Consider the following 23,246-nt stretch of genomic DNA (forward strand, 5'->3'; position numbering starts at 1 on the left):
ACTTCTGCAATAATCTCAAAATTTATAGTAAATCCAGTCAAAAAGGTTCACCGAGTGTTGTGTTTATCGCGGGGATGGGCGATAGCTGTGAAACATGGAAGGACATTCAAGATCGTATAGCTCTAGAAACCTCGACATTTTCTTACGATAGAGCGGGAATTGGTAGGAGCAAGTCTGCAGCGGGTTCAAGGACGTGTCGGGATCTGGCAGATGAACTCTCACAACTTTTGTTATCGGTAAATGTTGAACCACCATACATATTAGTAGGTCATTCTTTCGGAGGATTAGTTGCGAGGTTGTACGCGAGCCTCCATCCACAGCTTATTGCTGGTATCGTTCTCGTAGATGCAGCACCCGAATATAAAGAGCTAGCTTATGAGAAAGCTTTGCCTAAAAAGTTGATTGCAAGAAATCGAGAATATTACGAGAATCCGCTATTGAACGGCGAGAAGATCGATAAGGTGCAAAGTTATAAGCAAGTCGTAGAGCATTCTTGCTTAAACGATATCCCGCTTTCTATTATTACGAGGGGGCTACCGGATATCGGGGAGGGAGAATGGCCGAATCAAGCTATATTAGAAATTGAGCAGATGCTGCAGCACGAATTTACACGTCTATCGACCTCAAGTCGTAGTCGCATTGCGGCTAACAGTAGGCACTATATTCATCATGACGAGCCCGAAATTGTAATTGAGGAAATATTAATCTTGTTAAAGGGGATAGACAAGTGAACGAAATCAGAGCGAAATTAAAGCTGGATCTACAACGAATCGAGAAGGAACAATATCAGCTTCGAGAAGGAGAAACGATTCAAGATTTCATTCCACTTATGCTGAAGTACATTGGCGATCCTGATTCTGAGTTAAGGGATAATCTGATCTATCCGACATTCTATATGTGGATTCAGGAGGAAAATAAGCTTTCAGAAGAGGAATTACGCAGTCTGTTAGCAGTGTTGGTTGATGAAGAGCATTTATTCTATGCGATTGGAAGTCAGAACGATCAAACCGTATTTACAAGGACGTTTACTGCTCTAGCAGTCGTGTTAATCGTGCGTCGCCATAGGCAGCAACCATTCCTAGAACTGAAGGAATTCCAGCAGTTAAAGAATGCGATGCTCCGTTATTACGCGGAAGAAAAGGATTTCCGCGGGTACTTAGAAGAAGGAGGCTGGGCTCACAGTGCTGCTCATGGTGCAGATATGTTAGTTGAGCTCGTGCAGTGTTCTGAAAGCGATGCAAAGGTACAACGTGAAGTGCTTTCCGCGATACAGGAAGTGTTGTATAACGGTATACATATCTTTAATGAAGAAGAGGATGAGCGTATTACGAGCATTGTAGACGTTATGATTGAAACAGAACGATTGCCTCTAGCAGAAATCGTTGAGTGGATAAGGAATTTGGCGCAATGCGCTGACAGGCCGAGAAGCCGCGAGCAAGTAATTGCGCGAGTCAATAGCAAAAATGTTTTGCGCTGCCTTTATTTTAGAAGAGTTCAGGAAGGTCGGAGTGAAGCTTTACTTGCGGCCATTACAACTGCGGAGAATAAGTTAAATAGATTTGCGGTAAGTAAGATGTAATCAACGGTATGGGTTAAATTGAAATTATAACGTAATAAGGTAACGTCCCTCAACATAGCGGGGCGTTTTTTTATGTCTAATTAAGTTTACATATCTTTAATTATGTAAACTTAATTACGTTAATCATTAGTCAACACATAATGTACACAAGCACGTTGTACGATCAAGACCGTTGCTAGACATGAACCCGACCATACTCCAAACCATTGATGTACCTGCCGATTAGAACATGAATAAAGGACACAGGAAACCACTTACATCGCACAATTGTAAAGAACTTGAAAAAATCTGTTGCATTTTTCCAATAAATTCATATACTCAGTATATAGATACTCAGTATATAGTTCTAATCGTCCAGATAGGTGGGGTGTAAAAATGAGTAACAAAAAACGTTTATCAGCAAACCATGCATGGCTCTATGTCTTGATCGGAGGAGCATTAGAGATCGTGTGGGCTTCAGGCTTCAAATATGAAGCGGTCCCCATGTTTGCGGTTATTATCTCATTAATCATTAGCTTTGACCTTATTATTAAAGCAACCTCCGTACTTCCTGTTGGTACGGTATACGCAGTGTTCGCTGGTATTGGTACGGTAGGCACCGTGGTCGTGGAGGCAGTTGCTTCTAACGGGATTAGCTTAGCTAGAGTAGGCATTATTTTATTCCTTCTGTTGTGTATTATTGGACTCAAAGTAACGAGTAAAGGAAGTGCAGCATAATGCCATGGATGTATTTAATTATAGCTGGATGCTTCGAAGTAATCGGAATTATCGGGATAAAGAGGGCATCCGAGAAAGACAACTTTTTGAATAATGTCATCCTTATTGGCGGATTTATGATAAGTTTTGCATTTTTGTTAGAAGCACTGAAGACGATTCCGCTATCGACTGCCTATGCCGTATGGACTGGTATTGGCACGGTAGGTGGAGCGATTGTTGGAATGCTTTTATTCAAAGAGCCGAGAAATTTACTTCGAATGTTATTTATATTTGGAATCATCGGAGCTGTTGTTGCGCTTAAGCTGTTGGGTTGATGCATATGTGCTGCCTAACAACAGCCTATTGAATACTACTAAAATTATGAAGCCGTAGCACAGATAGGAGTTGAGAATGATGATTGTTACTCGACAAGTAACGAAAACATTTTTGAATGGCAAAGAGCCATTTCATGCGTTGCATCAACTTAATATAGAAATTAAAAAAGGTGAATTCGTTGCGATTATGGGGCCAAGTGGGGCTGGAAAAAGTACTTTGCTGCAGCTTATTGGTGGGCTTGACCTGCCAACGGAAGGTGAGGTCCTCATTGATGATATCGCCATGCATCAGTTGTCGGAGAAGGAGCGAACATTGTTCCGCAGGCGCAATGTAGGCTTTGTCTTCCAAGACTATCAGCTTATCTCGACGCTAACTGTTGAAGAAAATGTGGCACTGCCTTTGGAAGCAGACAATGTCTCGCGCCTTGAAATCAAAACACGAGTGCTTAAGCTGCTCACCTTAATGGGATTAGAAAATAAAGCTCAGGAATTACCTAATGTGCTGAGTGGCGGGCAGCAGCAGCGTGTTGCGATTGCTCGTGCCTTAGCCGCAAATCCTCGTTTTCTGTTGGCTGATGAGCCTACAGGGAACTTGGATCGTAAGCGTGGGACTGAAATTTTACAGCTGCTTACTAAACTTCATAAAGAAGAGCGGCACACGATTATTATGGTCACACACGATATATTAGCTGCTGGCTATGCGGATCGAATCATTATGATAAAGGATGGTACCGTCCAATCCGATACTACGCGCGAGGAGGGCGATACAGATGCAGTCCTGGCGAGTTTCATGGCGGAATATAAAAGATAAAAAAATTCGTTCCGTATTGACTATTTTAGCTATCGTAATTGGCGTAGCGTCTACGCTCGCGACGATAAGTATGGTACAAACCACAAATAAATGGATACACTCTTTCACTGTGGATGCGTATGGGCGATTTGATTGGTTGGTATCGAGTGAAGAGGGGGCATTTGACGAACGCTGGGTTAGTGCGCTGCAAGCTACTAATGGGGTGGAATCTGCAGTAGCAGAAATCATGTTCGTTCGTCCGCTTGATCGAATTGAAGGCAATAAAACAGAGGCTCCCTTTGAAAATATTCGGTTCATCGGCGTTAGTGATTTAGCTAGTTCTGTTCTTGATCTGAAGGTGGTTGATGGGCAATTCACATCGAGTGGGCTTGTTGTTGATCAAGTTACTTCACAACTATGGGGAATTGGTGTAGGAGATCGCATTTATCTGAAGTCACCATCGCCGAATTCTTCTCCTTATTTAGAAGTAGCAGCAATCATTGAAAATACATCGCAGCTGAATAACTCAAGGCAAGCGAGAGATCGTTTGTATCCGGTAGATGTTTTCGTACCGCTTGCTGTTACTCAGCAACTAAGCAAGGTGGATGAACAGGTTCACGTTATTATGCTGAAAAGCGATCAGTCTGTTCCGCCTGATCAAGTCAAAAGAAATCTTGAACGAGCGATATCTAGCGATCCTGCGCTGTATGTGCAGCGTTCTGTTGCAGATACACAGTTGGGCGCTCGCGGATTGGGAGAGCTATACCAGGCGTTATACGTGATCGGTGGGCTTGGCCTGCTTATTGGATCATTCATCATGTATAGCACGGTTTATATTAATGTTACCGAACGGAGAAGAGATTTCTCCATTATGAAAGCTGTTGGTTACACCTCGCTTCAAATTAAAGGACATATTTTGCGTGAGGTTGTTCTGCTTGCCTTCATAGGCAGCATAATTGGGATTGGAGTAGGAGCTATACTTGCTATTCAGTTGCAGGCAATGCTGCTAAATGTGTTTGGTAATGCACTGCCGTATGAAATGGCTTTGAAAGAGGCCGTAATTTTGTCTATGATTGCAGGTATTTTACTGCCTCTCATTGCAGTATGGAGTCCCGTGGCAAAAGCCAGTGAAACGTCGGTATCCTATGCACTGCGCCGACTAGATAATACAAGCGAAAGACCGAAAGGGAAAATTGCGTTAATCGTTGGCCTCTTTTGTATTATCGGTAGTCTATTTATTACGCATATGATATCGTTTCTACCTTTGTTCATAGGATTAGCACTCATCTTTCCTTATTTATTTCGGATCGTTCATTGGCTAATCAATCCCTTGAATCGATTGCTATTTGGAAGAGAGGGCAGCGTGGCTTCGAAACAAATGTTACGCACAAGTCGCCATTTTATGATGTCGTCTACCATATTGAGCTTCGGGATAACGATGCTTATTTATATTAGCGCACTAGGAAGCTCTTTCTATGTGAACCTTGAACAATCGTCAAGTACGCCTGTCGTGACTGTGAAATATGCAAATGCGATTTCAAGCCAGCAGGAGCAAGAATTGCAACAAATACAGGGTGTCCGTCAAATTTCTACGTATGCAAGCTATTTTTTGCCTTGGAAGCCTCAGCATACGCAGCATTCGACGCGCCTCTTGGAAGTGAACAGCGCTGAACAATCTTTTATCGTGAATCAAGATTTAACGAGTGAGCTGGCCAAATTTACAAAGCTATTAGAGAGTCCGAATACTATTGTGCTTGATGCAGAAGTATATCGGGAGTGGGGTGGCAAGAAGGGCGATACCTTTAAACTAGAAACTCCAAATGGAATAAAAGAGCTCGTTGTTGTAGGAACAGTCGGTTGGGGAATGGCTAACAATAATGGATTTGTCTCGCAGCGCACGTTGGAGGAGTCGATCGGACTTCCTCATGACAATATGGCCATTCTTGAAACGCATAATCCGACTTTGTTAAAAGAAACCCTGCTAGCAAAACACGATATGCCAATTAAAAGCATAGAGACGATGAGTGAAATCATGTTCTTGTCCCAGCAACAATTGCAGAAGACATTTGGCATTATCAATCTCGTTGTTTATTTGAGCATTTTCATTGCGGCAATTGGGATTACGAACACGATGTTTATGAACACAGTTGAGTATGCCCGAGAGCTGGGGATGATGAGAGCTGTAGGCTTTACCCGTTGGCAAATTGTGAAGCTGCTGCTTAGTAAAGCGTTTATGATCGGTGCGATAGCCGCTGTAATCGGTATTTTGGCTGGATTGGGTTCTATGTATTTAACGGTCATTCAAGGGTATTACCTACACCTTCCACTTCAGTTCATCGTTCCATGGAAAGATGTGTTCGTTGCTAGTGCCACAGGGATTGGCATATCCTTGTTAGCATGCTTGCTGCCAGCATATCGCGCAGTCAAATGGGACATTACGTACACAATGAAGTACGAATAGCATTCGAGCAAGTGATTGATAATTATATCGCAAAAGTGGTGGTTAAATGTCTGTGAAGCATGCCATTCTAGGACTTGTTTATAGTAAGCCGAGACATGGATACGAGATTAAAACACAGTTTGATGAGCTCGTTTATCAAAAGTGGCAGCTGAACACGGGACAAGTGTATACAACGCTTGATCGGCTCGTTAGAGATGAGTTCGTAGAGACGTTAGGAGAAGATGCAAAGGATCGCAAGCAGTACCAGATTACAGAAGCTGGGCGTGTAGAGTTGAGGAGTTGGCTGCTGCAGCCCGTGGAACGATCTTTGCTGCGGGATGAGTTCTTTTTCAAAATTTTATGTGCCAAAAAAATAGGCTTTGAGGCGGTTCAAGATATGATCAAGCAGCAGCGCAGCCTCGTTATTAAAGAAATATTGAGCCTAACCCAATTCAAGAACAGCTTAGATGAGCAGAGTGATAAAGATATGATCTGGCTTGTCGAAGGCGGCCTTCTGCATTTGGAAGCCGACCTAAGATGGCTTGACATAATAGATTGAGATAAATAGGAGGAGTGGAGTTATGCAGCGAATTCGATTGCTTGACATCTTGAGAGGATTCGCCATCATTGGAACGTTAGGAACAAATATTTGGATATTTGCTTCGGTAGGTGATATTGATTTCATTACTGGGCAAGTAGGAGTACCATTCTGGTCTAGTGCGGAGGCAATGGTGCAGGCACTATTTACCCTGTTCGTGAATGGAAAGTTTCTAGGCATGTTGACGATTTTGTTCGGTGTCGGGCTAGAAATTAAGCGGCGGCAAGCAGAGAGACATCTTCGTCCATGGCCGGGAATCTATATCTGGAGTTCTTTCTTGCTATTTTTAGATGGGCTCATTCATTTCATTCTCGTAATGGAATATGACGTCTTAATGAGCTATGCGGTCACGGCCATCATTGTTGCTTATATTGTAAAACGGAGTACAAAAGTAATAAAACGTACGATGATTATTGCTGGAAGTATCCATGTTGCGTTTATGGTCATGTTGACGATGGCTATGTCCAGTGGAGAAGCTGAAATGGGTGCTATGGATACAGCCGTGTATACGACTGGAAGCTGGTGGGAACAAGTACTGTACCGCCTTGATCATTTCCTCATTTTCCGTGCCGAAGCGATATTTATTATACCAATGAACATACTCCTCTTTTTATCAGGTGTCATGTTAATGCGTTCTGGCGCTTTCGCTGCTGATGAAAAAGGTAAAGCTATTCGCCGTAAAATGTTAATCTGGGGTATTGGTGTAGGTGGGCCGCTGCATTTGCTAGTGCTCATGAGTCCAGAACTGTTTGCAATGTCCCAGCGCTATTTGTTCGCACCTCTGCTCGCGCTTGGTTATATGGCGCTTATAGCGAAGCTTATGGAGAAGCGGGAAGATAACTGGCTGGCCGCTCGGATTGAAAAGGTCGGTAAAATGGCATTGAGCTGTTATATTATGCAAAATATTCTCGCTTCTATTATTTTCTACGGTTGGGGACTAAATTTACATGGGTTCGCTAAAGATTATTTTGCTTGGTTCCCTGTTGCGATGTGGGTGCTTATCGTGGTCATTCTGATCATTTTCTCCCATGTATGGCTACGTTACTTCAAGTTAGGTCCATTCGAATGGGTATGGAAGCAGATGACGTCGATTACAGTGAAACAAAAACCAACAGCAACAACGAACAATAAAAACGCATAGGATGTGGAGGGACTGCATCGTATCAAGGATAACTTCTTGAACGATAGCAGTCTTTTTTGTCTCTATTTTCAATTAGCTCTTGATGAATAGGCTCCTCCTTTTGCATTTGGCTCTGAATTTAGGTAGATTTAATATGAGGAGTCTTATGATCATCCGTATCAAAGGACCGAACATCTGGAATGAGGAGCATGTTATGTTTAAAGATCGTAAGACATTGTATTATATCGGGCTGTTTATCATTTTTCTTGCTTTGTACAAGGTGATTGATAACGCTGAGCATGTTTGGAAAGGATTTCAAACTATACTATCGCTGCTTACCCCTTTCTTTATTGCTTTTTTTATTGCTTATTTGCTAAGACCCCTCATTAATTGGTTGGAACGCACCGTTTTGGCTAAACTGCGCTTTCGACGTGTAATCAGCATGCTGATTGTATATGCCGTAGTGCTGGGTACCATCGTTCTTGGTTTGACCATAGTTATTCCTACTGTAATCGGCAGTATATCGAGTTTAGTACAAGCGTTACCAAAGTTTCTTGTCGACATTGAGAAATGGATGCGAACAAATGTATTCGAAACAGACTGGTTTATTCAATCCGGTATCGGTGCTGAGGTAGAAGCGTATTTAAAAACGAAAACGACGAAGATTGGACAAATCATCCAGAGTAATCTGAATATGCTCGTGGGTGGAATTGTCTCGTTCTCTTCCATCTTGTTGAACTTGGTCATCGGGCTGATTGTATCTGCCTATTTGCTGGTGGACAAGGAGAAGTTTGCAGCTGGTTCACAAAAGCTTCTGCACGGCTTTATGAGCGATAAGCGAGCGAAAGGTGTTATTGAATATACGAAAAGTGTGGATCGTGTATTTTCGCAATATTTTGTAGGATTAATACTTGACGCATTAGTCATTGGTACCATTGTATTTATCGGCCTGTTTTTGATGGGAACGCCGTTTGCGCTGCTAATAGCTTTAATTGTCATGATAACCAATGTAATTCCGTATGTTGGTCCTTTCGTCGGCATGCTGGCTTGCGGCTTTATCTTGTTGATGGTGGAGCCATCTAAGGCGCTGTGGGCGACGTTGTTCATATTCGCTGTTCAGCAAATGGATGCATATTATATAAACCCTAAGATCATGGGCGGCAAAGTAGGAGTGGGCCCAATATGGATCATCTTGGCGGTATTCGTAGGCGGGGGCTTATTCGGCATCATGGGCATGTTCGTTGCTGTGCCAGTCATTGCTGTCATCATTACATCAATCAACTCCTATGTCGATCGTCAAATCTCCTCGCGCTTGGAGCCGTAGTCTTTCGTGAAAATTGATTTTTTGACGGTTATAGCGTAATGGAGAGCGTGCATAGAAATAGTGGAGTCACATTCGTTCATGTTCATACAAATAGAGCGTTCATTAAGCATAAAACATGCTGGATGAACGTTTTTTATTGTTACCATCGTAAAAATAATGGAGATATAACCTAAATTATGGTTTGGAATTAAGGGGGATGGTATAATAGTTGCGTCCTACAAAATAGGATATAACATTATACATACACATAAGGAGTGACAAAATGTATCTCACACAATGTCCAGCATGCGGTCACAGAATTTCAAGTCAGGCACAATCTTGCCCTAGCTGCGGTCAACCTTTAAAAGCAAAAACAGGAGGAGGAATTACTTTTTGGGGCGTAGTAGGAGCCGTCATTCTCGCTATTTTAATCATGTCATTCGAATAAATTTCGTTATTGGGACACTAGCTATTTTATTATACATATTGAACAATAAAATTATGAAGCCCAGCTTGGATTCTTATTTTTTGTATAGTCATTTTAATGACGTAATGGGCGGACTCCTTATTGTTGCATTCGCAAATTTGGCTAGTGCAATAGGCGGGCAAGCTCGTATGAGCTTGTACAGTATTTGGCGAATTATCGGTTTTACATTTGTTGTGGGTTTGTTTTGGGAGTATGTAACGCCACTTTATCATCGAGGTGTTTCAGATCCGTGGGATGTTATCGCCTACATGAGTGGAGGGGCTCTCTATTGGGTGCTCGCTCGTATTAGTTTTACTAGAATAACCAAGTCAACCAGTGCGACCAACGCGCATGCACATGTCCGATAAGAGGACTCACGCATGCGTGTTTGTTTTATTATAATGTTGATGATGTATAGATTATAGAGAGATAAACTATCTCTATCTCTGCTTGATATGATACGCTGAAAAATATAGCTAGAGATTGATTGCGAAAGGAGAATGAGCTGTGAATATACTTACGACCATTCGTTTGAAAGAAGATCAAATAGAGGTATTGTTATCTCGTTATTCGCACATAAACATTCATACATGCCGCTCTCTGATGGATGTTTCTATTGAGCAGCTGCAAATAACGGAGGTGCTTATTAGCTATTCGACGGGTATAACAGAGGATCTATTGAGTAAAATGCCAAACTTAAAATGGATTCAATTGTTTAGTTCAGGCGTAGATGCACTACCGTTATCCACTATAGCGAATCGAAATATTACAGTGACAAATGCGCGCGGTGCTCACAAAGTGCCGATGGCTGAGTTCGCATTTGGACTTATGTTACAAGAAGCCAAACAGCTCATAACGCTTCATGAACAGCAGCAGCGCAATGAGTGGAACAGCAAGATTCATTTCGAGGAGTTAGAAGGTAAGACGGTCTGCTTGCTAGGAACAGGGGCTATTGGGCAAGAAATAGCAGCTCGATGTAAGGTATTTGGGATGAAGACAGTGGGTATTAATCGATCAGGAAAACAAGCGGAACACTTTGATCGTATCTATCGATTTGATGCAGAAGAACTTCCGTTGAATGAAGCTGATTATATGATTCTCATTGCTCCGTTGACTCGTGAAACCGAGAATTGGTTGGGTATCGCTAAGCTGAACCAGCTTAAACAAGAAGCGGTGCTCTTGAATTTAGGTAGAGGAGACCTAGTAGTAGAACAGGATCTTATTTATGCCTTGGAAGAAAAGCATTTCAAACGTGCGTATTTAGATGTGTTTCACGTCGAGCCCTTGCCGCAGGATTCATCCCTGTGGAAGTTGGACAACTGTGTCATTACCCCACATGTGTCTGCGATATCAAAGCGCTATAATGATCGTTGTACAGCTATTTTTATAGACAATGTAAGCCGTTATATGACGGGAGAGTCGCTTATAAATGAAGTAGACTTAGAAGCAGGTTATTAAGAGATTCCAGGAAATAATGAAGGTACTGCTAGATCCTAAGTATTCAACAATATAGTATCACATGTAATAAGGGTGTTTCTGCGTCATAAATATGACAAAGGACACCCTTATTTTTTATATTTATGTAACCAATAAAAAGGAATTCCTTGGTAAAGTATTTAAGCGAGAATGAAAAACAAAGAGGCACCATTTACAGAATTTGATGAAGCAGTATACGTATTTAAGGAAGATTGAGGAGGAGTGAAAGAGATGAAACAAGGATGGGGACGCAAAATGTTAATGTTCACATTAACATTGACCCTGATCGTACCGCTGTTAGCAGCATGTACGAAGCAAGAAGAAGTGGTTCCACCTGGGCAAGAACGTGTACTGCGTATTGGTTATCAATCTGGCTGGGCAAATGACCCTTCGATGAGACAGCAATATATTGATACGTTTGAAATGGCTAATCCGAATGTCCGTATTGAACTTGTTCCTGCAATAAACTATGAGGATCAAAGATATGAGCCGCATGATCCTAAGAAGAAAGCGCCAGATGTTAAAGAAGCTTGGAAAAAGCTATTAGAAGGCGCTAATGCTGTTGATGTTGTCATTACTGATTCCAACAGCTTCCGACAGCTTGCTGCGGATGGGAAATTAGCGAAGCTGGATGAACGTATGGTACAGGATAAATTCGACACTTCCGACATCGTACCTGTAGTAAATGATGCTATCAAGGAGCTGGGAAGTGGAAGTGTATACGGCTTGTCTCCTACGTTTAATTCCAGTGTATTACTTTATAATAAGAAGCTGTTCCAAGATGCGGGTGTAGAGTTTCCTAAGGATGGTATGACTTGGAGCGAAGTACTTACATTAGCAGAACGCGTAAGCAAAGGTGAGGGAGCGGACCGTAAATACGGATTGTCCTTCAATTCTTATAGTGGCACGAGTTACTCTGACGTAAAAAATGCGTATATTAGTCCACTTCAACTTCAAGTATTTGATAGTAAAGCAGAGAAAATGCTAGTCAACTCGGATAAGTGGCTACAAGTGTGGGAAAGCATTGCGAAGTTATACAAAAATAAAATCGTACCTGGCCAAGAAGCATGGAACATGGAAAACATGCCTCAAAATGAGGGGCCATTCGTGCATGATTTGTTTATATCCGGAAGATTGGCGATGACAATTACAGATTTGAGCTATATGAATAGTGAACTTATTCGGGCCATGCAAAATGCAGGGAGGATTAAGAACTTTAAGCCATTTGAATGGGATGTCGTGACAATGCCATTTCATGACGAAGCTCCTAATGTATCCGGGTTGGTACGCCTAAATGATATCTTTGCAATTAATGCCAAAGCACCGAATGCTGAAGATGCTTGGGACTTTGTCCGCTACGTGAACGGAGACAATTGGGCGAAAGTTCGCAGTCGCGGCAGCAGCTATGATATGGTAACACGCAAATCTCATATTAAGCCAGCTTCAGGGTCGAATTACAATGTCGCTGCGTTCTTTGGCGGGAAATTTATTATACCTGCCGATCAAAAATTAAGTGAATTATATAATAACAAACAAGACTTGTACCGTGTTGATTATTTAGGCGATGAAATGTTCAACGAAGTGATTACTGGCAAGAAATCAGCAAAAAATGCGTTGGCAGAGTGGGAAACCAAGGGAAGTGAAATGCTGCAAAAAATTAAAAATGGTGTTTCTCTTGAAGAAGAAGAAAAGTATGGCGTAGAAGGGCCTGGGCATTAATTCGAACTAGGGTATTAGGTCTAATGGTTTCAATAAAAACTGCACATATGTCCTAAATTTATCGAATAATCACGTTTTTCACTTAAAAAAGATGCTATTTTGTCCACGTGAGCGGCAATGGGCCGGGAACGGGGGCGGATGAAGAGATATCAAGTTTAAAGCAAAAGGTCGAGCTCAGGAACAAATGTAACCTGGTCTCGACCTTCTATTATTATCAGCGATTTACATTGTTTTTGATTTTAATAAGAACGCGGTCTAGACATCGCATACGGCAATGCGGACTCGTCGTAGCTTACATTTGGAGCCGTCTCCGTCATATCGAAGCGCAAATCTCCACCATTTTTCACTAGCTCGTGGCTTACGTAAAGGTTGGATACTACTTCACCATTCATCTCCACGCCAGCTACATATTTTGCACTATCCGAATTGTTGTCTGCATGGATGACGAGTTGTTTACCGTTCTCTAAGTTCACCGTCATCTTTTTGAACAATGGTGTGCCGATGACATACTCCGGAACACCAGGGCTGAGCGGGTACAAGCCCATTGCTCCAAATACATACCAGCCTGTCAAGCTGCCGTTGTCTTCATCCCCAGGAAGACCGTCCGGACGAGAGCTGAATAGTTCATTCATCGTTTTGCGAACCCAGTACTGCGTAAGGGCAGGGTAGCCTAGTGCCGTATAAATGTATGGGATATGGAAGCTTGGCTGATTGCTAATCGCAAATTGACCGAAATCTACAGCAGCCATTTCCGACATTTCATGAATTTCAAAGCCGTACGAACCAACTTTGAATTCAGGAGCTGCTGCAAATAGTTCATCTAGGCGCTGTTTGAAACTCTCACGTCCACCGATAATATCTGATAGGCCGAGCAAATCGTGCTGGACCGCCCAAGAGCTCTGCCATGCTCCGCCTTCACAATACGCGCCGCCCCATTCCGTTGCGTCGAAATGTGACAGCCAACTGCCATCTTGCAAGCGTCCGCGCATAAATCCAACTGATGGATCGTACAGCTTCTTATAGTTCTCTGCACGCTCCATAAGCTGCGCGTGTTCTTCTTCGCGGCCAAGATATTTCGCGATTTGCGCAATACAGAAGTCGCCGTACGCGTAGTCCAGCGTACTGCATACACTTTCATGCGTATGAACGTCTGCTGGAAGATAGCCGTATTTCACATATTCCGAAGTACCTTTGCGGCCAAAGCGATTATCTGCAGCAGCAGTCATTGCATGCTTCAGCAAGCCGTCAAATGCTTTTTCTACATCAAATCCAGTGACACCCTTCGCTACGGAATCTGCGAAGCTTACGTCGATCAACGTGCCTGGCATCATGCTGCGCTCGCCCGGGGAAGACCATTTTGGCATCCATCCGCTTTCTTTATAAGCGTTTACCCAGCCTTGCATCATTTCGTTCATGAAGGAAGGGTAGAGCAAGTTGTACAATGGGAATGATGTTCGATACGTATCCCAGAAACCAATGTCAGCAAACATTGGGCCTGTTTCGATCATGCCATTGTAAGGGCTGTAATGAATTTGATTGTTGTGTGCATCATATTCGTGAGTTGTATGCGGATACAAAGATGTACGATACAAACAAGTATAGAACGTATCCAGCTTATCTTGGTCATCGCTTTCGACTTCAATGACACCTAACTGTTTTTCCCAAGCTTCTGTTGCCAATGCGCGTACTTCATCGAAGCTGCGGCTGCCAATTTCACGCTGCAGGTTGATGAAAGCTTGTTCCTCGCTAATGAAAGATGTGCTGACACGAACTTCAACGATGCGATTCTCTGGCAATTGCAGCCCAACATAAGCGCCAACGCGTTCACCTGTCATCGTAAGCGCAGCTACTAGCTTGTTATCTTGATCAGACAGTCCGCTCTGATCTGCAATAATAGGGCAATCAAACGTTGCCACGAAGTACATGCGATAGTTATCAGGCGTCCCGCCTGCTTTTGCCGTTGTATAACCTGTCAAAGTACGTTTCTCCGCATTGATCGACATGAAGGACTCACCTGGGAATGGAGACACGATCATACGTGCCTGATCCGCTTGACCGAAGCTAATACGCATACTGGAACAGCGAGTTGTCGGCGTCAATTCTAATGTCGTCTGATAGCGAAGGAGGTTTACTTTGAAGTAGTCTGGCTTCACGATCATATCTTGTTTACGGAAAGAAGAAGAACGTTCAGGTGCCCATACTTTTACAGGTCCTGTTTGCGGCATAAATGCCATATGACCATAATCACCAATCCATGGGCTAGGTTGATGGGTAAGACGAATGCCTTCCAAACGATTGTGATTCGGGCTAAACCACCAGCCACCGCCAGCTTCTGTCGTTTGCGGTGCCCATGCATTCATACCGAAAGGCATGGAAGTTAGCGGTAATGTGTTACCGTTAGAATAGGGATAAATGGAATCAGTACCTTGCAAAGGATTAACATGTTTAAGTAAACTCATTTTATAGGTCGCTCCCTTTTGTTGGATGTTATAATCAAGATACAATGATAAATATCATTGTATCGAAAATAGGCTATTGCATCGAAAGTACTACTATAATTGTAGAGAGAATTAGTTGATTTCACCTATCAAATTTTTATTATTTCTATCATTTTTGATGATAAAATGAAATGGAAAACAATCATTGACAACTTAGATCCGGAAAAGAGTGATATCGATTGATCCCGCACAATTTACATGGCGACGAAGAAATATACGGAGATTTCCCATTTACTCTGAAAATTCATCATTTAACGAAACCAGTGCCTGCTCATGTCCATCATTTTATTGAGTTTACGTATACGTTTAAGGGCAAAGCGAAAGAAATGATCAATGGAATTGAGAAAGAATTAACACCGGGAACTTTTACATTGCTGTTTCCTCATCAAGTGCATGAGATTGATATCGAGCCAGGAGAGGAATTATTTCTTTATGTAGGTGCCATTGGGTTAAAAGCATTTTTCGGGGAAGGGGATTCATTTTTGACCTTGCACAGCTTGCTTAAGCAGGCTGAAGATGATGAGAACACGACCTATAAATTAAATGAATCAACCGGCAATCAAGTGTTGGCATTGCTTCAAGAAATGCATGAAGAAGTGCTGGATGAGAAACCTTGGAACCGAATGATGTTTTTGGCTAAGTTAATGCAGCTGTTTATTATATTCGATCGCTTCCGGCAGACCCAGGCAGGCTTAAGACAGAAGTTGGCGCATGAGTTGACTCATCGCAAAGGAATGTGGGAAGTTATACACTATGTGTATCAGAACTTCAAAGAAGATATCACGCTTGAGATGCTTGCTAAAAAGTTTAATTACAGTGTCTCTTATATTAGTATTTCCTTTAAGCAGATGGTCGGGGAGAACTATTATTCATTCTTAGAGCGGATTCGTGTTGCCCATGCCTGCAATCTATTGATTGGATCAGATATGAAAATAACTGAAGTTGGTTACGAAGCGGGCTTTAAGTCATATCCAACGTTTATTCGTGTGTTTCAAACGAGAATGGACATGACACCAACTGCCTATCGCAAGAGTAAAAATATTCTCTTGAATTAAGAGGATTAAAAGATGCGCCCAAGCATCGTGTGCTTGCTAGTTAACGGTATAAAAGCCGATTATCTATCCGATAATCGGCATATATTATGAACAAATGATCATTAATGACATACTTCTAGCGGAGGAATTCTATTTATACGATATTCGAACGGAACTTTTGCTTATACTCCTCAAAGTCCCATCGTTTAAGAAACTGTTGTGCAGCAATTTTACCTTCCTCGTACAAATAAACGCGATCCTCTTCACTTAAATCGAAGTCCGTAGGTGTGACATGACCCGTGCGAATAAACATGGTGCGACTCTCTCCATGCTTGTCCACATGCCTCTGATCATGAGCTTGCAGCATCGTTTTGAACATTGCGCTAAACAATGAAAAAGGTCCTTCTATCGGATGGTGTGGAGTGAAGATTTTTTTCTCTGACAGCCGAAATCCAAAGGTTGGACAAATAGGTGTATCTTCCACATCAAAGATCCAAATAGGAAAATTACTGAGCAGCGCTCCATCCACGACATAATATGGTTTTACATTCGTGGGAGTTTGCCAGCGATACGGCCGAAAGAAAAAGGGGATGTTCGTGCTCATACGAACAGCGGTTGCAATAGGGAAATCGGAAGGTGTGAAGCCGTACTTGGCGAGATCATCAGGAAATACGATAAGGTTGCCGCTGCTAACATCAGAAGCGATAATTTTCAGCTTGCCTTGGGGAAGATCAGCAAAGGTATGGACATTTTTTTGATGCAACCAAGTCGTCATATACTGCTCTAATACCGTATTGCTATAAATGCCAGAGTAGAGGAGCATTGGGATAGCCTGACCTGCAATAGGGATGTGGTGCAGCCAATTGCGACCCAGCAAGCTCGTGTAATCTAATCCATACATCAGATCTTTTAACTCGTTAGATGTGTAGCCGCTTGCTAATAACGCAGCGAAGATTGACCCAGCTGATGTTCCTGCGATATGCCGCCACATGTAGCCGGCTGCTTCTATTTGCTCAATGGCACCGATAAAGGCAATTCCTCGCACTCCGCCACCTTCGAATACAGCATCTACCTGCATCATCTCCCACCTCCAATAGGTTAGACAACATTAGTAAGGCTATAGATTAATTGGATATTAGTAGAGTAATTTCCTTCTTCAGAAATTGAAAGAGTTGAGACTTAACAAACTAGTCTTCTACACTAAATATTAGTGAGGCTAAGTAATATATCATACCTTAATCCTATATTTGTAAGCCAATGTGATCGGATTGAGCAAAAATTTACAAGTTTTCTTGCAGAAATAAGTAGAACGAGATAGAAATTTGGTGAGTTAGAACTACGTTAAATTGACATGGAATGTAATACAATGACAAATGTGAACGATAAAATGACATACAAGAGGAGGTCGGATAGCACAAGTTCATATGCTAAGTGATAGGGGATACATAGCATAGCAGCCTATCAGAAAAAACCATACTTGTAGGAGGTAAGATTACGTTATGAAGCAACAAGGTATATTGAAAAGCATGTTCAAAGGAGTATCGGTCGTACTCGGAACGGCGTTCTTATTGGGTCTAGGTTCTTTAGCTGTAGCTGAAAAAGCATCGGCGCATGGTTACATTGAGTCACCTTCCAGCCGTGCTTATATGTGTAAGCAAGGAACTAACACGAAGTGCGGTGCGATTCAATATGAACCGCAAAGTGTGGAGGCGATTGGTAACTTCCCAGTTGCTGGTCCAAAAGACGGTGAAATTACGGGTGGAGGCATCTTCCCAGAAATGTTCGAGCAAACGGCTGAACGTTGGCAGAAACATACGTTGAACAGCGGCAAGCAAACGTTCACTTGGAATTTGACAGCTGCACATGCTACAAAAGAGTGGAAATATTACATTACGAAAAAAGATTGGAACCCGAACAAGCCGTTGACTCGTGCTGATTTGGACCAATTCTGCTACTATTACGATGGTGGTAAGAAGCCATCTAAAACTACATCCCATGAATGCGAAGTTCCAAGTGACCGCAGTGGCTACCACTTGATTCTTGGCGTGTGGGAAATTGCAGATACACCAAATGCTTTCTACCAAGTTATCGACGTTAATCTTGTAAACGATGGAACTGCTCCGGTAGAACCGATTGCAGCTCCGAAAAATGTTGCAGGTAAAGCTCTTTCCGCAACTAGCGTTGAAATCAACTGGACAGCTTCTGCAAAAGCAGCAGCTTACGAAGTATACCGCAATGGAACATTGGTTAACACGGTTAATCAAACGACATTTACTGACAATGGTCTGACTGCTAGCACGGCTTACAGCTATACGGTTCGCGCGGTTGATGCAGCAGGCAAGAAGTCTCCACTGTCCAGTGCTGTGTCCGTTACAACGCTTCCGAGCGATAACGGCAACCCTGGCAACCCGAATCCAGGAAACCCAAATCCTGGTGGTCCAAGCACACTTCCTGCTTGGGATGCAACGAAAGTATATGTAGGCGGAGATAAAGTTCAATACAATGGCTTGGAGTATCAAGCTGCTTATTGGACACAAGGCAACACTCCTGACAATTCTGATGCATGGAAATTGCTTAGCAATGTAACGCTTGAGTGGAACGCTAAAAAAGCTTATGTAGGTGGTGCAACCGTAACATTTAACGGTGTTACTTACCAAGCATCTTGGTGGACACAAGGGGAAGAGCCTGGTAAAGCTGGCGTATGGAAAGTCGTTAAGTAGTTACCACGCTCTTTAGGGGAGAATGATAGAATCAAGCGAAGAACCTTCAATGCCTTGTTGGCGTTGGAGGTTCTTTTTTTTTTTTTCGTTTACAGCTGTGGGAAAAATCGTACTATTCTATGCGGTGTTCTTGCATAAGAATGCAGTCCATTCATTACTTAGAAAGTCTGTTGGCTAACGCTAACAGACTTTTTTTGTTGACATACTGAAATGAAATGGATATTATAACCTTGTTTAATCGTAAAAATTACGAATAAGAAAATGGAGGAGGATTACATGAATAGCAGCAAGCATAAAGCAAAAATATTGTTATTTCTAGGTTTGATACTTTTGATTACGGGTTGCAGCACGGGAGGTTCTGACGATAGCACGATAAAGAATTTGAAAAAGCTAACAATGATGTACCATCTTTCGGTCAATACGTTAGATCCGCATAATAGCTGGGCACCATTGCGAGCGGGCGCAGTAGAGACGCTGGTAAAGCTCGATAACGAAATGAAGCCGAGTCCATGGTTGGCAAAGGAATGGAAATTGAAAGACCCGCAAACATGGGTATTTGTACTTCGAGACAATGTGACGTTTCATGATGGGTTGAAAATGGATGCAGCAGCAGTAAAGGCATCGCTTGAACGTTCGTTGAAGGCCAATCATTCCCTTTCCAGAGGGTTAAAAATAGCTTCTATGGAAGCAAAGGGACAGGAGCTCACGATTGTCACATCAGAACCTAATCCAGCACTGCCGTCTGAACTCATTAATCCGTACACTTCGATTATCAGTACAGCTGCAGAGGCTAAAGTGGGTACCTTGTCATTCAACGATATGCCTATAGGGACGGGGCCATTCCAGATTGCTTCATTTGCCCCTAACCGTGAAGCTAAATTAGTTCGTTACGAGGGATATTGGGATACGCCTGCCATGTTTGACGAAGTATCATTCCAATTTAATGAGGATGCAAATGTGAGGATGATGGCACTTCAGTCCAATGAGGCAGACATCGCCTATCAGCTGCCTGCCGAATCAATAGCAGCTTTGGAGCATGATGACAATTTGAGTGTGAAGTCAGTTACCGGCCTGCGCGTTCACTATCTGATCTACAATGCTAAACGGCCGCATATGCAAGATATACGAGTAAGAAAGGCTCTTGATTTGCTTGTTGATCGTAAAACGGTGGTGGAAGGAATTATGTTTGGCCATGCACAGCCAGCCAACGGACCTTTCCCGAAGACACTGCCTTTTGGAAATGATGGTGAAGTTACTGCATTTAACTCAGCCAAAGCATTGGAACTCCTTCATGAAGCGGGGTATCAACCGAATGTGGAAGGCAAACTTGAGAAGAATGGTGTGCCAATGAGCATCCAGCTCATTACGTATAAGACTCGTCCGGAACTTACACTAATCGCTCAATTGTTCCAGTCAGAGGCAGCAAAGATTGGGATTCAGGTTGAGATTAAGATTGTAGAGAACGTTGATGCACATTTACAAGAAAACGATCAATGGGACATAGCCACTTATAGCAGTCTATCAGCTCCGCGAGGAGATGGGGGATACTTCCTTAACGCTGCTTATCAGCAAGGAGGCGCCTTAAATCCAGGCAATATAGAAGTGAACAAATTGATGCCGTTCCTCAATCAGCTTAATGCAACAGAAGATCCGAATACCCGCATGAAGCTGTCAAAAGAAGCAGTCTCTTTGATTCAAAAGGAAGTCCCACATTCCTATGTTATTTACCCTAATATTTTAGTTGGTGTAAATAAACGTGTTCACAATTGGGCGCCAGGAGCGGAGGAATATTATATCATCACGAACAAAATGGATGTGAAGTAGCATGCTGACGATTATTAAAGAACGGCTGCTGCAGCTAGTAATCGTATTGTTTTTTCTATCGTTGTTTACATTCACTTTAATGAAATTAGCACCTGGTGATCCTGTGTTTTCTATATTGCGTGCGGACGAAGTGGCTGCTACTACAGCAGATGAAGAAGCGCTAAGAAAGGAGCTTGGGCTGGACCAGCCTATATATATTCAATATACAAAATGGATGTATAGTATCATGCAATTCGACTTCGGAAGCTCCCTTATTAATGGCAAGCCTGTATGGAAAGACATCCTAGAACGTTTGCCAGCTACTTTGGAGCTTGCTGCGGGCAGTTTAATCGTATTGCTCGTCATTTCGATTCCTCTAGGGCTATTAGCAGCGAAATATGAGGGTAAATGGATTGACCATATTAGCAGCATACTCGCCTTGTTAGGAGCTTCTATACCTGCTTTCTGGCTGGGACTTATGCTTATCTACGGTTTTTCATATAGGCTTGGCTGGCTGCCAACAATGGGTATGGGTTCTGCTGCACATCTTGTTTTGCCTAGCATCACGCTAGGTTTTGGTTTGGCTGCCATTTATGCGCGTATGCTGCGTGCTGGATTGCTAGAGGTGCTTGTACAGGATTACATACGTGCCGCTCGTGCGCGGGGTGTAGGGGAATGGCGGATTATGTACAAACATGCGCTGCGTGCTGCACTTATACCCGTTATGACGGTATTTGGTACGAGTGCAGGAAGCATATTGGCCGGTTCAGTCATTATTGAAACGCTGTTTTCATGGCCGGGTTTAGGTGACATGGCTATTGAAGCCATATTTAAGCGTGATTATCCTGTCATTCAGGCCTACGTCATGATTTCAGGGAGCATGATCGTGATGGTTAATTTGCTAATTGATCTCAGTTATACATGGATAGATCCTCGTGTTCGCTATGTGAAGGAGAGGATAACATGAGCTCCAATAACAATACGTTGTCTGCCGCCGCTGCTCTTATTCAGCAAGGTAGAAGCACTAGGAGCACTTCCCGTTGGAAGATTCTGATGCGCTATCCGCTCATGTTGATTGGCTTCACCCTATTTCTTACGCTAATCTTGATTGTCATTGCAGGACCTTATTTTGTACCTAATGATCCTTTGCTAATCCAAATGTCGGAACGTCTTCGACCCGCAAGTTGGGACTATCCGCTCGGCACGGATCATCTAGGCAGATGTATTTTCTCGCGTTTGGCAGCAGGGGCGCAAATGACGTTGAGTTTAGCAGGAATCGTGATTACAGCGACGGTGTTGATTGGTGTACCGATAGGACTTCTATCTGGCTACGTAGGAGGAAGGCTTGATTCCTTCATTATGAGGATTGTCGATGGTATTGGCGCATTGCCTGAAATCATTGTCGCGATTGCAGTTTCGGGCTTCCTCGGGCCGAGCATAACGAATTTATTAATAGCTATCATTGCGGTCAAATGGGTTGAGTATGTCCGGCTCGTACGAAGCATCGTATTGTTGGAGCGTGAGAAGGAATATATGGAGGCAGCACGTGCAGCGGGATTTGGTACATGGCATATGATTCGAAGACAGCTGCTTCCTCATATCGTATCTCCTGTTATTGTCCTTGCATCACTGGATATCGGGAAAATTATTCTTATCGTCTCATCGCTCTCTTATTTAGGCTTAGGAGCACAACCTCCAACACCCGAGTGGGGGGCTATGCTGAATGATGGAAGACCTTATTTTCAGACGATTCCGGAACTTATGATTTACCCTGGCTTATGCATCATGCTAGTCGTTATGTTATGCAATTTGATCGGGGATGGACTTCGTCAACTTCTTGACGTTAGGAACAAATAAAACCTACATGAATGGAGGAGCTGTTTATGAAAGACAAATATCATTATTTACTCTCCTTAAAATTACTTGAATTTGAAATTAGAGAATTGACTACTTACTCGAAGCAACATTGTGATTGTTTTGAATTGTTAAAAGAGCGATTGGATTATTTGTGCCAGTTCATGATTAATGATGATAATTTGCAACGGTGGAGCCAATGGGGCGAACATGCTGAAATAGCGGAGTATGCAGAAAGAGTGAGAGAAGCTTCCATTCAAGCTCTATGTGATATGGAAAAATATCAAGCCAAATATACTTGTGAACATCATTCAGATATTAGTGACTACCTAGATACGCTGGCGCGTGCCGTAAATGATGAAATGAAAAAGCATCATATTGATGATAGCTCCAAGGTACTGTTTATCGGATCGGGTGCTTTTCCGACTTCTGCCTTAACGATTGCGAGAGAGACGAGAGCACAGGTCATGTGCTTAGATATTGATCCTGAAGCTATTGAGTGGGCCCAGCAAGTGGCTGCTACCTCTGGATTGGGAGACTGCATCAGCTTTACGAATAAGAAGGCTCAGGAATTGTCCTTCACTGGAGAAGCAACGCATATTATTATCGCCTCGTTAGTAAAAAACAAGTTAGAGGTGCTGGAAGAGCTTCGTCAGCATATGAACCCACAGGCCAAAATTATTGTCCGCTATGGAAATGGCCTCAAATCTATTTTCAATTATCCTCTGGAAGCAGATGTTGCTGACACATGGGTGCAGCGAAAAATCAATGACGATCGGCATTTGTACGATACGTTAGTATTGGAGAGACGTTAA

Annotated in this window: 21 protein-coding genes; 19 read left to right on the forward strand and 2 right to left on the reverse strand. The window is 42.7% G+C overall.

Annotation, left to right across the window (positions count from 1 at the left end):
- Positions 1-20 precede the first annotated feature (20 nt).
- The 13 genes from FPZ44_RS08945 (at position 21) to FPZ44_RS09005 (ending at position 12,522) form a co-directional block, all read left to right on the forward strand.
- Entirely contained in the window at positions 21-731 is a 711-nt protein-coding gene (locus tag FPZ44_RS08945) for an alpha/beta fold hydrolase (RefSeq protein WP_418789172.1), read from the forward strand.
- The gene (locus FPZ44_RS08950; RefSeq protein ID WP_144989398.1) at positions 728-1,579 is read left to right on the forward strand and encodes a DUF2785 domain-containing protein; all 852 of its coding nucleotides are present in this window, start codon (positions 728-730) and stop codon (positions 1,577-1,579) included. Before FPZ44_RS08945 ends, FPZ44_RS08950 begins: the two co-directional genes overlap by 4 nt.
- 375 nt (positions 1,580-1,954) lie before the next feature.
- Complete coding sequence (locus FPZ44_RS08955; RefSeq protein ID WP_144989400.1) at positions 1,955-2,296, forward strand: DMT family transporter; 342 nt, start codon at positions 1,955-1,957, stop codon at positions 2,294-2,296.
- Positions 2,296-2,610, forward strand: coding sequence for a DMT family transporter (locus FPZ44_RS08960; protein WP_144989402.1), 315 nt, complete (start codon positions 2,296-2,298; stop codon positions 2,608-2,610). The genes FPZ44_RS08955 and FPZ44_RS08960 overlap by 1 nt, the downstream gene beginning before the upstream one ends.
- A gap of 79 nt (positions 2,611-2,689) precedes the next feature.
- Positions 2,690-3,421 (forward strand): ABC transporter ATP-binding protein, encoded by a 732-nt coding sequence (locus tag FPZ44_RS08965; RefSeq protein WP_144991759.1) that lies wholly within the window; start codon positions 2,690-2,692, stop codon positions 3,419-3,421.
- Positions 3,381-5,861, forward strand: a complete 2,481-nt coding sequence (locus FPZ44_RS08970) for an ABC transporter permease (RefSeq protein ID WP_186785972.1) — start codon at positions 3,381-3,383, stop codon at positions 5,859-5,861. The genes FPZ44_RS08965 and FPZ44_RS08970 overlap by 41 nt, the downstream gene beginning before the upstream one ends.
- Before the next feature lie 46 nt (positions 5,862-5,907).
- A complete protein-coding gene (locus tag FPZ44_RS08975; protein ID WP_144989406.1) occupies positions 5,908-6,399 on the forward strand; it encodes a PadR family transcriptional regulator in 492 nt (163 codons plus the stop codon).
- Positions 6,400-6,421: 22 nt separating this feature from the next.
- Entirely contained in the window at positions 6,422-7,579 is a 1,158-nt protein-coding gene (locus FPZ44_RS08980) for a DUF418 domain-containing protein (RefSeq protein WP_144989408.1), read from the forward strand.
- A 145-nt stretch (positions 7,580-7,724) separates the two neighbouring features.
- Positions 7,725-8,882 carry an AI-2E family transporter gene (locus FPZ44_RS08985; protein WP_261378262.1) on the forward strand — a complete coding sequence of 386 codons (1,158 nt, stop codon included), beginning with the start codon at positions 7,725-7,727 and terminating at the stop codon, positions 8,880-8,882.
- A 262-nt stretch (positions 8,883-9,144) separates the two neighbouring features.
- Entirely contained in the window at positions 9,145-9,309 is a 165-nt protein-coding gene (locus tag FPZ44_RS27090; RefSeq protein WP_144989410.1) for a zinc ribbon domain-containing protein, read from the forward strand.
- Positions 9,255-9,695 (forward strand): hypothetical protein, encoded by a 441-nt coding sequence (locus FPZ44_RS08995; protein WP_144989412.1) that lies wholly within the window; start codon positions 9,255-9,257, stop codon positions 9,693-9,695. Before FPZ44_RS27090 ends, FPZ44_RS08995 begins: the two co-directional genes overlap by 55 nt.
- A gap of 139 nt (positions 9,696-9,834) precedes the next feature.
- A complete protein-coding gene (locus FPZ44_RS09000) occupies positions 9,835-10,785 on the forward strand; it encodes a D-2-hydroxyacid dehydrogenase (RefSeq protein ID WP_144989414.1) in 951 nt (316 codons plus the stop codon).
- A gap of 249 nt (positions 10,786-11,034) precedes the next feature.
- Positions 11,035-12,522 (forward strand): ABC transporter substrate-binding protein, encoded by a 1,488-nt coding sequence (locus FPZ44_RS09005; protein ID WP_144989416.1) that lies wholly within the window; start codon positions 11,035-11,037, stop codon positions 12,520-12,522.
- Positions 12,523-12,761: 239 nt separating this feature from the next.
- On the opposite strand, the gene FPZ44_RS09010 is transcribed toward FPZ44_RS09005, so the two are convergent.
- Positions 12,762-15,026: a GH92 family glycosyl hydrolase gene (locus FPZ44_RS09010; RefSeq protein WP_261378263.1), complete on the reverse strand. Its 2,265-nt coding sequence runs from the start codon at positions 15,024-15,026 to the stop codon at positions 12,762-12,764.
- Between the two features lie 173 nt (positions 15,027-15,199).
- Here FPZ44_RS09010 and FPZ44_RS09015 point away from each other — a divergent pair, with 173 nt between their 5' ends.
- A complete protein-coding gene (locus FPZ44_RS09015) occupies positions 15,200-16,075 on the forward strand; it encodes an AraC family transcriptional regulator (protein WP_144989420.1) in 876 nt (291 codons plus the stop codon).
- A 133-nt stretch (positions 16,076-16,208) separates the two neighbouring features.
- Here FPZ44_RS09015 and FPZ44_RS09020 read toward each other — a convergent pair whose 3' ends face one another.
- A complete protein-coding gene (locus FPZ44_RS09020; RefSeq protein ID WP_261378264.1) occupies positions 16,209-17,135 on the reverse strand; it encodes a patatin-like phospholipase family protein in 927 nt (308 codons plus the stop codon).
- 418 nt (positions 17,136-17,553) lie between these two features.
- Between FPZ44_RS09020 and FPZ44_RS09025 the strand changes: the two genes are divergently transcribed.
- The 5 genes from FPZ44_RS09025 to FPZ44_RS09045 all read left to right on the forward strand — a co-directional run bounded on the left by FPZ44_RS09025 (position 17,554) and on the right by FPZ44_RS09045 (position 23,246).
- Positions 17,554-18,774 carry a lytic polysaccharide monooxygenase gene (locus FPZ44_RS09025; RefSeq protein WP_144989421.1) on the forward strand — a complete coding sequence of 407 codons (1,221 nt, stop codon included), beginning with the start codon at positions 17,554-17,556 and terminating at the stop codon, positions 18,772-18,774.
- 276 nt (positions 18,775-19,050) lie between these two features.
- Entirely contained in the window at positions 19,051-20,598 is a 1,548-nt protein-coding gene (gene nikA / locus FPZ44_RS09030) for a nickel ABC transporter substrate-binding protein (protein ID WP_144989423.1), read from the forward strand.
- Between the two features lies 1 nt (position 20,599).
- On the forward strand, positions 20,600-21,544 hold the full coding sequence (gene nikB / locus FPZ44_RS09035) for a nickel ABC transporter permease (RefSeq protein ID WP_144989425.1): 945 nt from the start codon (positions 20,600-20,602) through the stop codon (positions 21,542-21,544).
- Positions 21,541-22,434, forward strand: a complete 894-nt coding sequence (gene nikC / locus FPZ44_RS09040; protein ID WP_144989427.1) for a nickel transporter permease — start codon at positions 21,541-21,543, stop codon at positions 22,432-22,434. The genes nikB and nikC overlap by 4 nt, the downstream gene beginning before the upstream one ends.
- Before the next feature lie 26 nt (positions 22,435-22,460).
- Positions 22,461-23,246, forward strand: coding sequence for a nicotianamine synthase family protein (locus FPZ44_RS09045; RefSeq protein WP_186785973.1), 786 nt, complete (start codon positions 22,461-22,463; stop codon positions 23,244-23,246).

Origin of the sequence: Paenibacillus agilis, assembly GCF_007786455.1 — a bacterium.
Lineage (GTDB): Bacteria > Bacillota > Bacilli > Paenibacillales > Paenibacillaceae > Paenibacillus_B > Paenibacillus_B agilis.

Coding starts and splice junctions, on each gene's coding strand:
- FPZ44_RS08955 (WP_144989400.1), top strand. CDS start 1,955: ATGAGTAACAAAAAACGTTTATCAGCAAACCATGCATGGCTCTATGTC.
- FPZ44_RS08960 (WP_144989402.1), top strand. CDS start 2,296: ATGCCATGGATGTATTTAATTATAGCTGGATGCTTCGAAGTAATCGGA.
- FPZ44_RS08965 (WP_144991759.1), top strand. CDS start 2,690: ATGATTGTTACTCGACAAGTAACGAAAACATTTTTGAATGGCAAAGAG.
- FPZ44_RS08970 (WP_186785972.1), top strand. CDS start 3,381: ATGCAGTCCTGGCGAGTTTCATGGCGGAATATAAAAGATAAAAAAATT.
- FPZ44_RS08975 (WP_144989406.1), top strand. CDS start 5,908: ATGTCTGTGAAGCATGCCATTCTAGGACTTGTTTATAGTAAGCCGAGA.
- FPZ44_RS08980 (WP_144989408.1), top strand. CDS start 6,422: ATGCAGCGAATTCGATTGCTTGACATCTTGAGAGGATTCGCCATCATT.
- FPZ44_RS08985 (WP_261378262.1), top strand. CDS start 7,725: ATGATCATCCGTATCAAAGGACCGAACATCTGGAATGAGGAGCATGTT.
- FPZ44_RS27090 (WP_144989410.1), top strand. CDS start 9,145: ATGTATCTCACACAATGTCCAGCATGCGGTCACAGAATTTCAAGTCAG.
- FPZ44_RS09005 (WP_144989416.1), top strand. CDS start 11,035: ATGAAACAAGGATGGGGACGCAAAATGTTAATGTTCACATTAACATTG.
- FPZ44_RS09020 (WP_261378264.1), bottom strand. CDS start 17,135: ATGATGCAGGTAGATGCTGTATTCGAAGGTGGCGGAGTGCGAGGAATT.
- FPZ44_RS09025 (WP_144989421.1), top strand. CDS start 17,554: ATGAAGCAACAAGGTATATTGAAAAGCATGTTCAAAGGAGTATCGGTC.
- nikA (WP_144989423.1), top strand. CDS start 19,051: ATGAATAGCAGCAAGCATAAAGCAAAAATATTGTTATTTCTAGGTTTG.
- nikB (WP_144989425.1), top strand. CDS start 20,600: ATGCTGACGATTATTAAAGAACGGCTGCTGCAGCTAGTAATCGTATTG.
- nikC (WP_144989427.1), top strand. CDS start 21,541: ATGAGCTCCAATAACAATACGTTGTCTGCCGCCGCTGCTCTTATTCAG.
- FPZ44_RS09045 (WP_186785973.1), top strand. CDS start 22,461: ATGAAAGACAAATATCATTATTTACTCTCCTTAAAATTACTTGAATTT.